We start from the raw sequence: 19,816 nt of genomic DNA on the forward strand, positions 1-19,816 counted from the left end.
TTAGTCGAATATTCTGTAATCCTTATATTTCTCTAACAATGTAAGAAACTATCACCTTTCAACTTCGGTCCACTAATCGCACAACTCTCTTTAGACAAAATAAATGACTATTTTCAAAGTACATATTGTCTTCATTCTGACCAAAACCAACCCTATCTAGATTTTTATTTCCACATAACTTTAAGGCAAAAATAAGCCTTCACAAAGGGATACACTACATTGGTTAGTATGTATCGTAAAACTTACCTTTATAACCATTCTTTTTTACTAGATATACATGAAAACTATCTCACATATAAAGGTCTGATATCATTATTTATATCAGTATTTTTTTCGACATTTTTTGTCGAATTGTGTATATTTCCATAGAACTGTGTAAATATACATTTTGTTTTACGTTAAATAATATTGCTTTGAACATAATTCTGTTTGTCTGAGAACGCGTATAGAAACGGAGGGATAACAAAAATAAATAGCTTATAACAAATACTTTTAATATTCCATTTGTTCATGTGGAATAAGTCCCCAATGGACAAATGAATGTTCAGAGGAGGAAAAATGAAAAAACTTTTTAATGTATGTTTAATTGTATTCGTACTATTTTCGCAACTTGCTAGTTTTCCATACAATCAAGTAAAAGCGGAAACCTTAACAGGAGATTCCTTATTTGACACTGTTGAAATGAAAGATGCGACGAATCATATTATTGACGAAGCAAAAAATCCTAACAATTTAATAAAGATAGGATCAACCATTCAAGTAGAATACGCTTGGTCAATAAAGGATCAACAAGTTGCACACGCAAATGATACAGCAGTAGTTCAAATACCACTTGCATTAAAAGTATCTAAAGATTTGCAAGGGGATTTAGTAACAGATCAAAAAAATATTGGTCAATATTTTATAACAGCTAAAGATAATAAACTAAAATTAATATTTAATGATCAAGTAGAAAATTTGAAAGACGCTAAAGGAAAAATTAAAGTTGATACCGTGTTTAACTCAACTTTAAAACCTGGGGAAAAATCTGTTCAAATCGCTTTTCCTTTAGGAACAATGGTTCAGCCTATATCAGTTCCTGTTCAAGTAGAAAACTCTAAAGAAGATGGCACCAAACAGGATACTAATAAACAAGCGCAAGATCCAGTAGCTAAACCTGTTACTGACAATCCGGAGCAAGATCCAGCAACTAAAACTGTTACTGATAATCCGGAACAAAACCCAGCAACTAAAACTGTTACCGATAATCCGGAACAAAACCCAGCAGCTAAAACTGCCACTGATAATCCGGAACAAAACCCAGCAGCTAAAACTGCCACTGATAATCCGGAACAAAACCTAGCAGCTAAAATTGCTACTGACAATCCAGAACAAAAGCTATCAAGCGACCCTGCTGAGAATACAAATTCAGGTCCAAAGCAAATAACAACAAACATTTTAACCGGTGTAAAGTTGACGGATAAAGACGGAAAACCATTTACAGAGGATAACCGTCCAAGTACAGATTCCCCTGCCAATATTGAGTTTACATGGGAACTTTTAAAGTCAATGAATGTGAAAAATGGAGATTACTATATTTTTGATCTTCCTAAACATTTTAAGATTTACAATACAATTAACAGTCCTTTATATGATAGTGAAAACCATCAAATTGGTAATTTTACTGTTACAAAAGATGGAAAAGTCACGATGACATTCAACGATTATGTTGAAGAGCATCCAGATGTTGCTGGTAACCTACAATTAAAGACAGAATTTAATAAAGCTGAAATTAAAGGTACAACAACACAAGAAATTCCTTTCCCGATTAAAGATAAGGATGTTTCTATTACAGTTGACTTTAAGCCTAATGTACAAACAGCTACGAATAAAAAAGGATTACCTGATAGACCAATTAATACAAATGAAATTAATTGGAAAGTAGAGATGAACAAAACGCAAGACACCCTTAAAAACGCTATTTTTAAAGATAACATTCCACAAGGTACAAACTTAAATAAAGATTCTATTAAAGTTTATTATTTAGAAGTTGATGTTAATGGGAATGTAACGCGTGGTGCAGAAGCTGAGCCAACAGATTACAATATTATTTCATCAGATGGCTCAAAATTGGAGATTGCTTTTAAAGATTCTATCAATAAAGCATATCAAATCGAATATGCCACAAAAATTACTGATGAAAATATTAAAAGTTTCCGAAATAACGTTACGATAACGAGTGATAATCAAAAGCAACAAAACGCAAGCTCTACTGTAACGGTTTCTCGTGGTACACACTTAAATAAAACAAGTAAATATGATCCAAAGACGCAAACAATTGAGTGGACAATTACTTACAATGGTGATCAAAGAGAGATCAAAAAAGCAGATGCGATTTTAAAAGATATTTTTGACGATACACATGAACTAGATGCAAATTCTATTGTTGTAAAAAACGCTTCATATAATGAAAAAGGAACGCTTGTAACAGGAGACGCTGTTAATAATTACACTGTAAGTAACAAGAAGAATGGCTTCGATTTACAGTTTAATGATGATATTAATAGTGCTTATGTGATTACCTATAAAACCAAGCCAACTAATAAAGTTATAGAAGATGGAAAAGTAAAAAATAAAGTTACAGCTGATAATGATTCAAGTAAAGAAAATGAAGCTAGCTTCAAGCAGCAAAATATTATTAAATCTAATAATAAAGCTGAAACAAATTATAAAGACAAAACAACAACTTGGACAATTATAGTAAATAATAACAACTATCCATTAAACAACGCGATCATTACGGACACCTTTGATCATGGTGGATTACAATTAAAAGATAAGAAACTAGAAATTAAAGACGGTAATTATACCCTTCAGGCTGGGACTGACTATATTTTAGATACAACAGATAAAGGCTTCAAAATTACTCTTATAGGTACGTATCAGTCTAATATGACAAAGACATTAGTCGTAAAATATACGACAGACTTTGATTATACAAAGCTAGAAAGTGGTAAAACTTCATTTAAAAATACAGGTAACCTATCTTGGATAGATACGGATTCTAATCCACAATCAAATAAGGTTGAAGCTAATTTTGATCCTGATACTTTCACAAAAGCAAATGGTTATAAATACGGTTCTTATAACGCCCAAACGAAGGAAATTACTTGGATAATAGGCTTTAACTATAATAATGTTGAGATTAAAGATCCTTATGTTATAGACGTCATACAAGATAAACAAAAGTTAGTGCCTGGATCCATTGAAGTGCGCGATATGATTTTAAATGGAAATCCTAATAATGCACAACCTGGTAATGCTGTACCAACTGAGCAATATGAACTTGAAGAACCTACAGAGAACAATAAAAACACCCTAAAGGTTCATTTCAAACAATCAATTAATTCACCTTACTATATTATCTTTAAAACAAGCCTTGATGGTGAACTTATCCAAGGTACCTACAAAAACGAGGCAGATTTAAAAGATGGCTCTAAAATTGTAAACACCCTTACAGGTGACACTCAAGTAAATAAAGGTGGCAGCTTCGTTACTAAAAAAGCTGTGCAAGACGACAACTATATTAATTGGAGTATCGCAATTAACGAAAGCCAATCAACCATTGCAGATGCCGTTGTAACAGATGACCCAACCGAAAATCAGGTAATTGTGGAAGATTCATTCCACTTATATCCTACAACTGTTGATCCATATGGAAATTTAACAAAAGATACAGTAAACGAATTAAAAGAAGGAACAGACTATAAACTCAAAATAACAACAGACAATAATACCGGAAAGCAACATTTCGAAATTGCCTTCTTGAAAAAAATTGATCGAGCTTATATTTTAGAATATCGCTCACTTATTAATGCAGACGATAAAGAAAAAGTAAGTAATAAAGCGAAAATCACAGGCAATAAGTTGACAGTTAAAAACACAGAAACTACTGAAACGATTGAAGTGAGAATGTCTTCTGGTTCAGGCGGAGGATCTGCTACTAAAGGCCGTGGAAACCTTGAAATTATAAAGGTAGATAACGACAATAAAAACGCACTATTAGCTGGGGCAGAATTTACTTTATACGATCGTACAGGTAAAACTGTTATCCGTAAAATTACAACAGACAAAGACGGTATCGCTAAATTTAATAATTTAAAACGCGATAAATATTTATTAAAAGAAACAAAGGCTCCTGAAGGCTATGTAATTAGCTGGGATTTAAAACAAGGGAAAATTGTTGAACTTGGTACACAAGAGACTACAACATATAAACTTGCAAATAAGAAGTTTGTCGGTAAAGTAGTTTTAACAAAGTCTGATGACCTGAATAAAAACGTCACACTGCAAGGTGCCGTTTTCACACTACTTGATAAAGATAAAAAAATAATTTCAGAACACGAAAAATTAACAACAAATGATAAAGGACAAATTACTGTAGATAATTTAAAACCAGGAACTTACTATTTAAAAGAAATAAAGGCTCCTGAGCATTATCAATTAGATGATCGACTTATTGAATTTACAATCGAGGAAGATCAAACAACAGTAATCAATAAAACGGCCCAAAACAGCTTAATTAGAGGCTCAGCTATCCTAACAAAAGTTGATAAAGAGGGTAATACTTTAGAAGGTGCTGTATTTAGTGTACGGGACCAAAATAACAAAAGAATTCCTGGTTATACCAAATTAACGACAAATGGTAACGGACAAATCGAAGCGAAAAATTTACTTCCTGGAGAGTACCAGTTTGTTGAAGAGAAAGCACCTGAACATTATGAAATAGATAAAAAACCGCTTAAATTTACAATTGAAAAAAGCCAACAGAAAGCACTTACTGTTACCGCGACAAATCACCTCATTAAAGGTGGTGTCACTTTAACGAAAGTCGATGATGTCGATGGCACTGCCCTTGAAGGTGCTGTATTTAAAATTGTCGATGCGAATGACGAGAAACAAGTAATTCGTGAAAATATAAAAACAGGTTCAGATGGAAAAGTTACCATTAAAGATCTAGAGCCTGGTGTTTATAAATTTATTGAAACAGAAGCTCCTAAGGATTATACGTTAAGTACAAACCCTATCGAGTTTACAATTGATAAAAGCCAACAAGCTCTTGCTACTGTTACGGCAAATAACAGCTTAAAAACGGGCGAAGTTGAATTATTAAAAGTTGATGAGTTTGGTGAGAAAAAACCCCTTGAAGGTGCAGTATTCAAGCTTGTCGATACAAATAATAATGACGTTTCCCCTTACACTAACTTAACTACTGATAAACACGGTAAAGTTAAAGTTAGTAACCTACGTCCTGGTACGTATAAATTTATTGAAATAGCTGCTCCTGAACATTACGTTTTACGAGCAGAACCTATTGAATTTACAATCGATAGAAGTCAGAAAGAAACTCTACTTGTGAAAGCTGAAAATGCTTTAAAACCAGGAGATGTTGAATTAACAAAAGTTGATGATATCGATGGTACAGCTCTTGAAGGTGCTGTATTTAAAATTGTTGATGCTAATGATGAAAAGAAAGTCATTCGCGAAAATGTAAAAACTGGTGCGGATGGTAAAGCTATCGCTACTGGCTTACGCCCTGGCGATTATAAATTTATCGAAGTAACAGCACCGAAGTATTACGACAAAAATACAAAACCAATTAAATTTACGATTACAGAAAGTCAAACAACTCAGGCTACTGTTACCGCTAAAAACAGCTTAACAAAAGGCGGTATTGAGTTAACAAAAGTGAATGCTGCAGATGAAAAGGAAACACTTGAAGGTGCAGTATTTAAAATCGTTAATAGAGATACTAATGAAGATGTTCGTACGGACCTTGTTACGAATAGTAAAGGAAGGCTAGTTGTAGATGACTTACGTCCTGGTAACTATAAACTTATCGAAACAAAGGCTCCAACTTATTACGATGTAAATGTAGAACCAATTGAATTTACAATCGAAAAAGGACAACAAAAACTCCTTCCACTTACATTTAAAAATAGTTTAACGAAAGGAAAAGTTAAACTTATTAAAGAAGATGATGTGGAAAGTAGTAAAGCTCTTGCCGGCGCTGTATTCACATTGCAAGACGCAACTGGCAAAGAAATTATGAAAGATTTAACAACAGATGATCACGGAGTATTAGTTATTCCTGATTTAGCACCAGGGGATTATCAATTTATCGAAACAAAAGCCCCTGAACATTATAAATTAGACAAAACACCTATTAAGTTCACAATTAAAAAAGCTAGTAAGGAAGATCTTCCTATCCCTGTTACTGTAAAAAATAGTTTACTTACAGGTGGCGTCACTTTAACAAAAGTTGATGATGTTGATGGCACTACTCTTGAAGGTGCAGAATTTATAATCGTTGACGCTCATGATACTAAAAAGGTAATTCGCAAAGGTTTAACGACTGATAAAAACGGTAAAATTACTGCTTCTGATTTACGTCCTGGAGACTATCAATTTATTGAAGTAAAAGCTCCAAAAGACTATACCTTAAGCAAAGACCCTATTCCGTTCACTATCGAAAAAAGTCAAAAAGAGAATATTACTGTTACCGCTACTAACAGTTTAAAGAAAGGTGCAGTAACATTAACAAAAATTGATGACATCGATCGTACGATGCTCGAAGGTGCAATCTTTAAGATTGTGGATATGAATGGTAAGGAAGTTCATACGAATCTTGTTACAGATAAAAACGGTAAAATTTCTGTTTCTGATTTACGCCCTGGAGACTATCAGTTCATTGAAACAAAAGCTCCTGAGCACTATGTATTAGATGAAACAACGATTCCATTTACAATTGAAAGAAGTCAAACGAAAGAGATCAATGTTACAGGCAAAAATGCTTTGAAAAACGGTAGCGTTGAACTAACAAAGATTGACGATATTGATATGAATACAAAACTTGCTAACGCCGTATTTAATTTATTAGATGCAGACGGAGAGCTAGTTAAAGAAGGCTTAAAAACAAATGATGAAGGTAAAATTGTTGTTGAAAACCTACGTCCTGGTACGTATCAATTCGTTGAAACAATTGCTCCTGAACATTACGATTTAGATAAAAAACCTATCGTATTTACAATTAAAAAGAGCCAAACTGAAACTCTTCATGTCACTGCTACAAATGCTTTAACAAAGGGTGCAGTTAAACTTTCTAAAGTAGATGATGTTGATGGCACTGTTCTTAAAGATGCAGTATTTAAAATTGTTAATATGAACGGTGATGTAGTTCATAAAGACCTTGTTACAAATGAACAAGGAATAATCGAAATTAACGACCTACGTCCTGGTGATTACCAATTTATCGAAACGAAAGCTCCGAAGCATTACGTTTTAGATGAAACACCAATCAAATTCACTATTGAAAAAGGACAGAAGAAAGCTATTTCTTTAACTGCTACAAATAGCTTACAACAAGGTAGTATCGAATTACTTAAAGTTGATGATTTAAACACTCAAACAAAACTTGCCGATGCGGTATTTAATTTACTAGATCAAGATGGCAAAGTACTTAAAACAGATTTAAAAACAAACAGTGAAGGTAAAATCGTTATCGAAAACTTACGTCCTGGTACGTACCAATTCGTTGAAATAACGGCTCCTGAACACTATGATTTAGACAAAAAACCAATTATATTTACAATTGAAAAAAGCCAAAAAGATATTGCTACCGTTACTATGAAAAATAGTTTAACAAAAGGCGGCGTGGAACTTTCTAAAGTGGATGACGTCGATGGCACTACTCTTGAAGGCGCAGTATTTAAAATTGTGGATATGAATGGCACTGTAATTCGCAAAGATCTTGTTACGAATCAACAAGGTAAAATTAGCGTTTCTGACCTACGTCCTGGTGATTATCAATTCATCGAGACAACGGCTCCGAAACACTATGATTTAAACAAAGAGCCAATTCCTTTCACAATCACAAAGAGCCAAGCTGATCCTATCTCCGTTACAGCTACAAATAGCTTAACGAAAGGCGCTGTGGAACTTTCTAAAGTAGATGATGTAGATGGTACTGCTCTTAAAGATGCGATATTTAAAATTACTGATATGAATGGTAACGACATTCGCACTGAGCTTACAACAGATGTACATGGAAAAATTTCTGTTTCTGATTTACGTCCTGGGGACTATCAGTTTATTGAAACGAAAGCTCCTGAACACTATAAATTAGATAGTACACCTATTAAGTTTACAATTAAGAAAAGCCAAAAAGAAAAGCTCCAAGTTACTGCTACAAATAGCTTAACTGAGGGTGCTGTAGAATTAATAAAAGTGGATGATATAAATCCAGATACAAAACTTTCTGATGCAGTGTTTAACATCATCGATGCGAAAGGTAAAATTGTTCGCACTGATTTAACTACTGATAAAGATGGGAAGATTTCAGTTTCTGATTTACGTCCGGGAGATTATCAGTTCATTGAAACGAAAGCTCCAACTGGCTATGATTTAAACGTTAAACCAATTCCTTTCACAATTACGAAAGGACAATCTCAGGTTACCTCTGTTACAGCCTTAAATAGTTTAACAACAGGTTCAATTGAGTTAACTAAAGTTGATATTGATCACCATGGAACACTTGAAGGTGCCATTTTCAATATTTTAGACCAAGATGGAAAAGTCATCCGAGAAGGTTTAAAAACAGATCAACACGGAAAAGTAATCGTAAATGATTTGAAACCTGGTAATTATCAATTAGTAGAAACAAAGGCTCCTAAAGGCTATCAATTAGATGCATCACCAATAAACTTTACAATTGATAAAGCCCAAGCTAAGCCACTACAAATTACAGTTTCAAATAAAAAAATTGAATCTTCTTCAGGTGGAGATGACAAGCCAATTACTCCTCCAAATAAAGAAGATAACAAAGGCAATGAAACATCTGAGAAACACGAAAACGGAACTTCTGAAGAACAAAATAATGAAACACCTGAGAAACACGAAAACGGAACTTCCGAAGAAACATCGAATAAAACAGATAACAAACAGCAAGATGATCGAAATACGGATAAGCACCTTCCAAATACAGGTCATAAAGAAGACCCTACACAAACAGTAGGTATTGTTCTTCTACTAGCTGGATTATTAAGTATTTTAGCTACAAAACGCAAAAAAAATTATTAATAATTTTTTCACATCCAATCAATCTCTCAATTGATTGGATGTTTTTTTATACAAAAAGGACGATACATAAAGTATCGTCCTTTTAACGGGGTGAGGCTGCCCAAAAGTACGGAAAACCTTTGAACAGCCTCTTATTTTCATATGGATGCCTTACATATATCACTGATAATAATTATGAAATGCGGAAACATAATTACCATCAACTGATTCAAACATGAGAAATGAAACCCTACAGTGGTTCCATTCCTCTACATAATCTAAAGTTTGGGTACACTAGATTCATGCAATGTAGGAGCTTTCAGAGTAGAAAGCGAACCTTCGTTTAAAATGATAGCATACATATCTCCCTCAAAAATATGCAAATATGCATATATCGTTTTTTTTATTTCTCAATGTCAGAATATTTAAAAATAAAAGGTGTGAAGGTAAAATAAAGTCATTATCCGTCTTCTTTTGTCAGTCAGAGAGAATAGAAGAATAGGAGAGGAAAAAATGAGAAAATCATTGAAACAAAAAATAGTAAGCTCTTTGCTTGCTGTATCACTTGCTGTTAGCTTAGCTCCAATTGGGCAAGCAAAAGCGGATTCCACGTCAGAGGTTACACAAACTCCATCTATTACAAAACAGATTGATCCAAACCGCGCGATTGAACATGTTCGTTTCTTATCTGAAACAATTGGTCCTCGCCCCGGTGGAACAAAATCCGAAGAATGGGCTTCTCGTTACATTGGTATGCAGCTTAAATCAATGGGCTATGAAGTAGAATATCAACCATTTCAGGTGCCCGATCAATACGTTGGATTCATTGAATCACCCCTATCAACAAAACGTAATTGGCAAGCTGGTGCTGCTCCTAATGCACTAATTTCTACAGAAGCTGTTACAGCTCCCCTTATCTTTGTTCAAGGTGGGACAAAATTAGAAGATATTCCAAATGAAGTAAACGGTAAAATTGTTTTATTTGAAAGAGGAACGACAGTTACCGACTATAATAAACAAGTTGAAAATGCTGTTAGCAAAGGTGCAAAAGGTGTTCTTTTATACAGTTTAATTGGCGGACGCGGAAATTATGGACAAACCTTCAATCCCCGCCTAATGAAAAAGCAATCTATCCCTGTCTTTGGTCTTGCTTATGCGCAAGGAAATGCATTTAAAGAAGAAATCGCTAAAAAGGGGACAACAATTCTTTCCCTAAAAGCGAGACATGAATCTAAATTAACATCTCTAAATGTTATCGCCAAAAAGAAACCAAAGAAGAGTACAGGTAATGAAAAAGAAGTCGTTGTAAGCTCGCACTATGATAGTGTTGTCGGAGCACCTGGCGCAAATGATAATGCTTCTGGAACTGGATTAGTATTAGAACTAGCTCGTGCTTTTCAAAATGTAGAAACTGATAAAGAAATTCGCTTTATTACCTTTGGTTCTGAAGAAACTGGATTACTTGGTTCGGATTATTACGTGAATAGTCTATCCCAAAAAGAACGCGACCGTATTTTAGGTGTCTTTAACGCCGACATGGTTGCAACAAATTATGATAAAGCAAAGAATTTATATGCTATGACACCTGATGGCTCTACAAACTTTGTAACAGACGCTGCCTTGCAAGCAGGTAAACAACTAAATAATGACCTCGTCCTACAAGGTAAATTCGGTTCTAGTGATCATGTTCCATTTACTGAAGCTGGTATTCCTGCTGCTCTATTTATTTGGATGGGTGTCGATAGTTGGAATCCATTAATCTATCATATTGAGAAGGTATACCATACACCTCAAGATAACGTATTAGAAAATATTTCACCTGAACGAATGAAAATGGCATTAGACGTTATCGGAACAGGTGTTTATAACTCGCTTCAAAAACCTGTTACTCAAACTGAACAGAAAGCTGCTTAATCAATAAAAGACCACTGATTTTTATCAGTGGTCTTTTATTGAGAAAAAATATATATGCATAAAAGCATATTTTATCCTACTCATTATCGTATACAATATTAACTGTAACAATACCGATTACAACTTATAAGGAGGCTTTTTCTATTATGAAAAAAATGATTTTAGCAGGTGCGTTAACTTTAGCAGGTATTACCGGCGCTACCGCGTTTATTCCTGAAACAAAAGTCGCTGCTGCCGCTCAAGAACAAAGCTTTACAAAATTTTATTCTTTGCAAACTGGAGGTAGTTCTGAACAAGAACCTGTTTTCCTTCAAAAGGGACAAGAGTTAACAATTCAACCTAACAGCAAAACTCCTAGTTACAGTGTTTATGACTCAAATCATAACCTTATTGGACGTTATTCTGATGGTTACGGCCGAATTTTCACTGCAAAAACAGATGGAAATATGTATGTTCAATTTCATGCACCTTACGTTTACTATAGTCCTGTTAGTTTTTCTGTTACTTATACTATTCAATAGAAAAGAGGTCCTTTATAGGACCCCTTTTATTTCTCTTCCCAATTCACTTTTACAAATCCATCTTTTACTGTTAATCCGCTTATATTCAATACATATTCCTCATTTGCTTTTAAAGTAACTGTAAAAGTACCTTTTTTCGATTCACAAATTTCCTTTAACTCTTTTATACCTTCTCCTTGTCTTTCATACACACTAAAACATAAGTTTCCTCGTTTTGCATCTGTCTCATAAGAAAATGTCACTTCTGTATCCTTTTCATACTGAAATTCAATATCCTTACCGGCAATATCCCATGATGAGAATTTTGCCTCGTAACTTGTTTTCCCTTGCTTCTCATTTGCTAAATATATATCTCCGGCTCTCCACGCATCATCTAACGTTTGTGCAAAAGTAAAACCACTAAGTAATACAAACATTGTGCTTGCCAATATCGCAACTAATGTTACTTTCTGTTTTTTAACAAAATTCACCTTACGTTCTCCTTCAACCTTCTTTTTATTTCTTCTTGCCATATATAATAAAAACCCAATAAAGAATGGTAATATAACTGCTAAAATACTCCATCCTTTGCTCATTTGATGTGCTTTAGCATCTGTATATACCCATGACCCAACACATATTAAAAGTGCTATAAAAGCTAAAAACATCGTCACTCCAGCTACTTCGAATAGTACAAACGGATTAGCGAACTCTTTCATGTAATTTATACTCCTTCTTTAAAAATGACTGTATTACAACATATATCGGAATGTATACATGCATCATAATCACACTTGCTATCAGCATAGGAATTTTATGATCCAAATGAGTGATAAATTGTTCTATAACAATTGTTAACAAAACAATCCAACTGGCATGAATACTAATTAGCCACCTCTTCTCTAACTTCTGAGCCTTTCGCACACTCTGCTTCGTGTTATTGATTAGCTCTTCGTTTGGAGTTATCTCTTCTGCTAAGCTACTCTTTACCTTCTGTTCAAATTTATCTTCTGTCATAAACGAACCCCTCCAAATGTTCTCGCATTTGCTTCTTCGCATAATTAAGGCGATATTTCACTGTACCAATCGGTATATTTAATATTTCGCTCATTTCTTTATAAGAGTATTGTTCATAATAGTAGAGTACGAGCACGGTTTTATATTTTTCATTCAATAGCTGTATAACTTCCCGTATCATTTCCGCTTCCACTTTTTGAATAAATTCTTCTGATATATTCACATCATCTGCGAAATCTATTTCTCCACCATCTTCTTTATGAAATAAATCTAAGACGCGATCTTTCCATCTTTTCTTCTTGCGGTAAAAGTCATAAAATGTACGAACGCAAATTGTAGTAATCCACTTTTTATAATTATCCACATAAAAAAGTTGGTGCCTTGATGAAAAACCTTTATCCACGTCTCTTGAAAAATATCTTCCGCATCTTCTTTCGTTTTCGCTAACTTATAGCATAAGGAATATATTTGCTGCTTATATATATCAATTAATTCTTCTATCTTTTCTTCCATCATAAGCCTCCTGTCATTTATATAAGACGACGCAAATTCCCCTTTTGTTTGATAATTTTTTTTATTATCTCCATACAAAAAGGCAATCACAACATTGTGTGATTGCCTTTTACTGAAAGCGAAAAATCGGCTCCGCTTTTCTTTATGTCCAGCTCTGCCTCCTAGCCCCTTCTGTCTAAGAACCTTCCCCACGAGAAGATAAAATGCATCTTCTGTGGGAAAGAACCTTAGCCTTCGGGACTAAACAGTCGGCTCCGCTTTTCTTTATTTTCCAGTTCCAGCGGCTAGAATACTCGGTGGCTTCGCGCCTTCCTCCGAGGCAAAGTACACCTCTCTGTCAGGAGCTCCATCCCCCTCCTATTCTAAACGAGCCGCTTCCGCTTTTCTTCATTACATTTTTTCTGGTGCAGATACTCCTACGATTGCTAATGCATTTTGAAGTGTAGTGCGTACTGCTTTCATTAATTCATAACGAGCTTTACTTAATTCTACGTTATCTTGGTTTAATACTTTTTCTGCATTGTAGAAGCTGTGTAATGTTGCTGCTAATTCAAATGCATAGTTTGTAATACGGTGTGGCAGACGTTTTTGTGCTGCATCCGCAACTACAGCTGGGAATTCACCAAGTTTTTTCAGTAACTCTACTTCTTTCTCAGAAGTAACAAGCTTGTAGTTCACATCTCCGCCTGTAGCTAATCCTAACTCTTCACCTTGACGAAGGATACTGCATACGCGAGCATGAGCATATTGTGCATAGTATACTGGGTTTTCATTAGATTTTGATACAGCTAAGTCCATATCGAAGTCTAAATGAGAGTCACCGCTACGCATTGCGAAGAAGTAACGCATTGCGTCCACGCCTACTTCTTCCATAAGCTCACGAAGTGTAACTGCTTTACCCGTACGCTTACTCATCTTCATTTTTTCACCATTTTGATATAGTTGTACCATTTGGATGATTTCTACTTCAAGCGTGTCTTTATCGTAACCAAGTGCTTGAATAGCAGCCTTCATACGAGGAATGTAACCGTGGTGGTCAGCACCCCAAATGTTGATTAACTTATCAAAACCACGCTCTAATTTATCACGGTGATACGCGATATCTGGCGTTAAGTATGTGTAAGAACCGTCGTTTTTAATTAATACACGATTTTTGTCATCGCCGTAAGTCATTGAACGGAACCAAGTTGCGCCGTCTTCTTCAAAGATCTCTTCACGCTCTTTTAATACAGCAAGAGCTTGATCGATTTTTCCGTTTTTGTATAGTGATGTTTCTGAGAACCATACATCAAATTTAACACGGAAGCTTTCTAAGTCTTTTTGAAGTTTTGCTAATTCATATTTTAAACCGTATTCACGATAGAATTCATAACTTTCTTTTTCATCAGCTTTCGCATAACGATCGCCGAATTCTTCAGCTAAACGTTTACCGATTCCAATGATATCCGCACCATGATAACCGTCTTCTGGCATTTCTTTATCTAAGCCTAAAGCTTGCATGTAACGAGCTTCAACAGAAAGAGCTAAGTTATGAATTTGGTTACCAGCATCATTAATGTAGTACTCACGAGATACATCGTAGCCTGCTTTTGCTAATAGGTTACATAAAGTGTCACCTACTGCCGCACCACGTGCATGTCCTAAGTGAAGGTCACCTGTTGGATTCGCAGATACGAACTCAACTTGTACTTTTTCACCTTTACCAGTATTCGTTTCACCGTAAGCTTCACCAGCGTTTACGATTGTTGGAATTAAATCTGTTAAGTAGCTATTATCCATATAGAAGTTAATAAAACCAGGACCAGCGATTTCGATTTTTTCAATAGAAGCTTTTGCTTTATCGAAGTTTGCAACTAGTTCTTCTGCAATCATACGGGGTGCTTTTTTCGCAACGCGTGCAAGTTGCATTGCCATATTTGTAGAGAAGTCACCATTTGTTTTATCTTTTGGAGATTCTAATACAACGTTTGGAATCTGTTCTTCTGTCGCTAATTCTGCCTTTAATACAGCAGCCTGAATTTCTTCTTTAATCAATCCTTTTACTTGTTCTAAGGAATTCATTATTTTGCCTCCTTCAAATTAATTGTAATAGTATATCTGCCAGCTTCTTGTTCACTTAGAAGCAATGCGTAAGTTAAGAAGAGTTGTCCTTTTTTCTTTTCATCCGACCATTTAAAAAGAACGTTATCAGTCTTTGTTTGCAATGCAAACGTACCAAGTTCACTCGTATACGTACCAGTTGTCCATTCACCTTTCACATGCGTCTGACGCATAGAAACAGCACCTGAACGCATAATGAGAACTTGTTCATCTTGAATTTTAATAATTGTTTTCACTTCGCCTTGTTCGTTCGGCTCCTGGAATGTTACATATGTACCTTGACCTTTTACATAGTATTGACCATTTGCTTCAAAAGCAACGGTTTCCTTCCTCGCCCCTTCACGGATTTCTGTTACGAAATGAACGTGTACCGGCAAGCCTGCAAGTTGTTTCTCCACGTCTTGCACACCTTTCAAATGTTATAGATATTAAATACTACTTATAATAAATCACTTTTCCTATCATATCAAAAAAAGACTCTGTCTGTCTGCTGAAAAATCAGGAAAACTCCATTTCAAAAAATAATTCACTTCTACTTTATTTTATATGATAAAATATTTTTTAAATCTAAATATTCTTTCAATTAAAGAGGTGAATATAGTGATACCAACAAAGTTAAAAAAGGGTGATGAAATACGAGTGATTTCACCATCGTGTAGTTTAAGTATTGTTTCAAATGAAAATAAAAAATTTGCTATAAAAAGATTAACCGACATGGGCTTTCAAGTTACATTCTCAAAATATGCCGATGAGATAGATCGATTTGCTTCCTCTTCTATTTCTTCCCGCATTCAAGACCTCCATAAAGCATTTGGAGACCCTAATGTAAAAGCTATTTTGACGACACTTGGCGGATACAACTCCAATGGTTTATTGAAACATCTCGATTATGATCTAATTCGTAAAAATCCGAAATTTTTCTGTGGTTATTCAGATATTACTGCTTTAAATAATGCAATTTACGCAAAAACAGGGCTCGTTACATATTCAGGACCCCATTTCTCTTCCTTTGGAATGGAGAAAGGGCTCGAGTATACAACCGATTACTTTTTAAAGTGCTTAACTTCTAATGAGCCTATTGAAGTCCTGCCATCTGAAACATGGAGCGATGATTCTTGGTATATAGATCAGGAAAATCGAGAATTTATTAAAAATGAAGGATACGTTTCAATTCAGGAAGGAGAAGCTACGGGAGATATTATCGGTGGCAATATGAGCACATTTAACTTACTGCAAGGCACACCATATATGCCAAATTTAACGGAAAAAATTTTATTTATTGAAGAAGATAGTTTAACTGGAACATCTACTCTTAAAACTTTTGATCGTTATTTACATTCCCTTATGCAGCAGCAAGATTTTGAATACATAAAGGGAATCGTTATAGGAAAGATGCAAAAAGGTGCAGAATGTACGATAGAAGACATTCAAGAAATGATTGCTTCAAAATCTGAACTTGCACATATTCCTATCATTGCAAACGCAAGTTTCGGGCATACAACCCCGATTTTCACTTTCCCAATTGGTGGACGTGCAAAAATTATTTCTAACAAGGAAAAAACATCTATCACTATTTTAACGCACTAAAAAGGAGCGAATGAGTCGCTCCTTTTATGGTTTTTCTATTTTTTCCAACGCTTTTTGTGGAATAGATTCTTTCGGGATTTCAGCCCATCCTTTTCCTTGCATACCTTTTGCATAAATTTTTATAAACGCCCCCGTATGCAATTCACGGTTCATCATTCTTTTAATGATCTGTAACTTTCCGTCTTCTGTATACCCTTTAAAAGTATACAAGTATTCTCCGTCTTTTTTCTCACCTTTATCTATAACCGCATAATAATCTTGTATTTCTTTATTTGAAAAGAAGTTGTCTACAAAAGCATGTACACCTTCTGTTTTTGTGTTCAAATAATACGCTGTTCCACCTAGAATAATGGCGAATACAGCTAAAACTTTAATTACCAATTTCATACATGAACCTCCTGTTTGCACTTCTTTCTCACTAGTATTATATCTATACTTGTATTATACGGAAAAGAGCATACTATACTCTATCTAAAAGTCTTACACTTTCCTTACATTATTGTAAGGGATTTTTCTTACAGCAAGTTCCCAAGAAAAAATTTTTCCGTTTCATACACTTTTATATTATTATTGAATGATACGAATTTTTATTACAAAAATCAAAGGAGACAGTTTTCAAATGGCTATCTTGCAAGGTTTAGCACTATTACTTGTTGTACTTTGTCTATTTACACTTTTTAGTTACCGTGCGCCTTATGGAATGAAGGCGATGGGTGCTTTAGCTAATGCAGCAATCGCAAGTTTTCTTATTGAAGCATTTCACCGTTATATAGGTGGGGAAATGTTTCATAATGACTTTTTACAATCAGTAGGAGAAGCTTCCGGTAGTATGAGCGGTGTCGCAGCAGCGATTTTAGTCGCATTAGCAATCGGTGTTTCCCCCGTATACGCTGTTTTAATTGGTATCGCTACTAGTGGATTCGGTATTTTACCAGGATTTTTCGCTGGATACGTTTGTGCTTTCGTCGTGAAATTTCTCGAAAAGAAATTACCAGCTGGCGTGGAATTTTTAGCAATCCTATTTATCGCTGCACCAATCTCACGCGGAATGGCAATGCTTATGGATCCGCTTGTTAACGCAACACTCGGTAAAATCGGTTCTATGATTTCAGTTGCAACTACAGAAAGCCCTATCATTATGGGTATTATGCTTGGTGGATTAATAACAGTTATTTCTACCTCTCCACTGAGTTCTATGGCACTAACTGCAATGCTTGGATTAACAGGTTTACCTATGGCGATTGGTAGTCTTGCCGTTGCGGCCTCAGCCCCGATGAACTTTATTTTCTTTAAACGATTAAAAATTTGTTCAAAGAAAGATACAATTGCTGTAGCAATCGAACCTTTAACACAAGCCGATGTTGTCTCAGCAAATCCAATTCCAATCTATATGACAAATTTCGTTGGCGGTGCACTTGCCGGTATTATTACATCGCTATTCCAGCTTGTTAATAATGCACCAGGAACAGCATCACCAATTCCAGGTCTTCTTGTCCTATTCGGATTTAATGACGTTGTAAAAGTAACAATTGCTGCTATATTATGTGGAATCGTTACTACTATTGTCGGATACATTGGATCTATTGTGTTCCGTAAATATCCAATCCGCTCTGCTGATGAAATTCGCGGAGTTACTTCAGAAGAGAAGGTTGCATAAGAAAAAGAGCTATTCCCATCGTTTGAGAATAGCTTTTTTTGTGTTGCGTAACGGTAAATGAAATTATATCGGCGGTTTTTTCAATATATCGACTTACCGACACATAACGACAAAATAAGAGCCCTCTAATCATATAGAGGGCTCTTATTTTATCTAGCTGCAGCGGCTAGAATGATCGGTGGCTTCGCTTCTTCCTTCGAGGCAAAAAGCGCCTCTACGTCTGAAGCTCCATCCCCCTCACATTCTGAGCGAGCCGCTTCCGCTTTTATTTTATCCAGTTACGTCTCCTAACCCCTTGCGTCTAAGAACCTTCCCTGCCAAAAGGTAAAAAGCACCTTTTGCAAGAAAAAACCTTAGTCACCGGGTCTAAACAGTTGGCTGTACTTTTATTTCACCCAACCGAGCAGCATTTCCCGCACGAATTTGCTTGCTGCAACTGGTGTTTGATCACTATGGTCGTAGACAGGAGCTACTTCTACTAAGTCTGCTCCAACTACATTTATATTTGAATTTGCAATTGCCACGATGGAATCTAATAATTCTTTAGATGTGATACCTCCAGCTTCTAACGTTCCTGTTCCAGGAGCGTGAGCTGGGTCTAATACGTCAATGTCAATTGTGACATAAACTGGGCGTCCTGCCAGTTTCGGTAATACTTCTTTTAACGGTTCTAATACGTCAAATTTATATAAGTTCATACCTACTTCTTTTGCCCATTCGAATTCTTCCTTCATTCCAGAACGAATACCGAAAGAATATACGTTTTCCGGACCAATTAAATCGCACACCTTACGAATAGGTGTAGAGTGGGATAAAGGCTCCCCTTCATACGACTCACGTAAATCAGTATGAGCATCCATATGGATGATTGCTAAATCCGGATATTTTTTTGCCATTGCCTTAAAAATTGGCCAAGACACTAGGTGCTCACCACCGAGACCTAGTGGAAACTTATCGGCATCTAAAAGTTTTGATACATACTCTTCAATCATGTCTAAACTGCGTTGTGCGTTTCCGAATGGTAATGGGATATCACCCGCATCAAAATATTTTACCTCTTCTAGTTCACGATCTAAATACGGGCTATATTCTTCAAGACCGATTGATACTTCACGAATACGTGCAGGGCCAAAGCGAGATCCCGGACGGTAACTTACTGTCCAATCCATAGGCATCCCGTAAATAACTACCTTTGACTCTTCAAAACTTGGATGACTTTTAATAAATACTTTACCTGAATAAGCTTCATCAAAACGCATATTCTTTTCCTCCTTATGTGGAACTTAAGGTATCCCAACCTTTCATTATTTCTCAAATTTGGAGCGCATTGCTCCTCTTTCTCGATTTACCGGGTCTTCTGTTTCATAACAAGAAGACGGTTTTCTTTACAGGAGTGTAAGTAGCTAGCATGTTCAAGTCTTCTGGACAAACA

At 35.4% G+C, this 19,816-nt stretch carries 11 protein-coding genes and 1 pseudogene; 5 read left to right on the plus strand and 7 right to left on the minus strand.

All coding sequences use genetic code 11. The features are described 5' to 3' along the window. Nucleotides 1–558 precede the first annotated feature (558 nt). The 3 genes from NST27_RS26205 to NST27_RS26215 all read left to right on the plus strand — a co-directional run bounded on the left by NST27_RS26205 (nt 559) and on the right by NST27_RS26215 (nt 11,531). Complete coding sequence (locus NST27_RS26205) at nt 559–9,117, plus strand: SpaA isopeptide-forming pilin-related protein (protein WP_061661649.1); 8,559 nt, start codon at nt 559–561, stop codon at nt 9,115–9,117. A gap of 492 nt (nt 9,118–9,609) precedes the next feature. Further along, nucleotides 9,610–11,010, plus strand: coding sequence for a M28 family metallopeptidase (locus NST27_RS26210; protein ID WP_001232228.1), 1,401 nt, complete (start codon nt 9,610–9,612; stop codon nt 11,008–11,010). Nucleotides 11,011–11,156: 146 nt separating this feature from the next. After that, on the plus strand, nt 11,157–11,531 hold the full coding sequence (locus NST27_RS26215) for a hypothetical protein (RefSeq protein ID WP_000738223.1): 375 nt from the start codon (nt 11,157–11,159) through the stop codon (nt 11,529–11,531). A 26-nt stretch (nt 11,532–11,557) separates the two neighbouring features. On the opposite strand, the gene NST27_RS26220 is transcribed toward NST27_RS26215, so the two are convergent. The 5 genes and pseudogenes from NST27_RS26220 to NST27_RS26240 form a co-directional block, all read right to left on the minus strand. Next, on the minus strand, nt 11,558–12,229 hold the full coding sequence (locus NST27_RS26220; RefSeq protein WP_000657196.1) for a hypothetical protein: 672 nt from the start codon (nt 12,227–12,229) through the stop codon (nt 11,558–11,560). Then, nucleotides 12,213–12,527: a hypothetical protein gene (locus NST27_RS26225; RefSeq protein ID WP_000133819.1), complete on the minus strand. Its 315-nt coding sequence runs from the start codon at nt 12,525–12,527 to the stop codon at nt 12,213–12,215. The genes NST27_RS26220 and NST27_RS26225 overlap by 17 nt, the downstream gene beginning before the upstream one ends. Further along, a pseudogene (locus NST27_RS26230) lies at nt 12,514–13,040 on the minus strand (RNA polymerase sigma factor). The gene NST27_RS26225 and the pseudogene NST27_RS26230 overlap by 14 nt, the downstream one beginning before the upstream one ends. Nucleotides 13,041–13,430: 390 nt before the next feature. Continuing rightward, nucleotides 13,431–15,101 carry an arginine--tRNA ligase gene (gene argS / locus NST27_RS26235; protein ID WP_001086445.1) on the minus strand — a complete coding sequence of 557 codons (1,671 nt, stop codon included), beginning with the start codon at nt 15,099–15,101 and terminating at the stop codon, nt 13,431–13,433. Then, nucleotides 15,101–15,538, minus strand: a complete 438-nt coding sequence (locus NST27_RS26240) for a DUF1934 domain-containing protein (protein ID WP_000414867.1) — start codon at nt 15,536–15,538, stop codon at nt 15,101–15,103. The genes argS and NST27_RS26240 overlap by 1 nt, the downstream gene beginning before the upstream one ends. A gap of 202 nt (nt 15,539–15,740) precedes the next feature. On the opposite strand from NST27_RS26240, the gene NST27_RS26245 reads away from it, so the two are divergent. Further along, complete coding sequence (locus NST27_RS26245) at nt 15,741–16,727, plus strand: S66 family peptidase (RefSeq protein ID WP_047387295.1); 987 nt, start codon at nt 15,741–15,743, stop codon at nt 16,725–16,727. A gap of 24 nt (nt 16,728–16,751) precedes the next feature. On the opposite strand, the gene NST27_RS26250 is transcribed toward NST27_RS26245, so the two are convergent. After that, complete coding sequence (locus NST27_RS26250; RefSeq protein WP_000779920.1) at nt 16,752–17,114, minus strand: YxeA family protein; 363 nt, start codon at nt 17,112–17,114, stop codon at nt 16,752–16,754. Between the two features lie 232 nt (nt 17,115–17,346). Here NST27_RS26250 and NST27_RS26255 point away from each other — a divergent pair, with 232 nt between their 5' ends. Beyond that, on the plus strand, nt 17,347–18,384 hold the full coding sequence (locus NST27_RS26255; RefSeq protein ID WP_000996332.1) for a PTS sugar transporter subunit IIC: 1,038 nt from the start codon (nt 17,347–17,349) through the stop codon (nt 18,382–18,384). 386 nt (nt 18,385–18,770) lie between these two features. On the opposite strand, the gene speB is transcribed toward NST27_RS26255, so the two are convergent. Next, nucleotides 18,771–19,643, minus strand: a complete 873-nt coding sequence (speB, locus tag NST27_RS26260) for an agmatinase (protein ID WP_001209831.1) — start codon at nt 19,641–19,643, stop codon at nt 18,771–18,773. Between the last annotated feature and the right edge of the window lie 173 nt (nt 19,644–19,816).

It is taken from the genome of Bacillus sp. FSL W8-0770 (assembly GCF_038008705.1).
In the GTDB taxonomy this organism is placed as follows: domain Bacteria; phylum Bacillota; class Bacilli; order Bacillales; family Bacillaceae_G; genus Bacillus_A; species Bacillus_A cereus.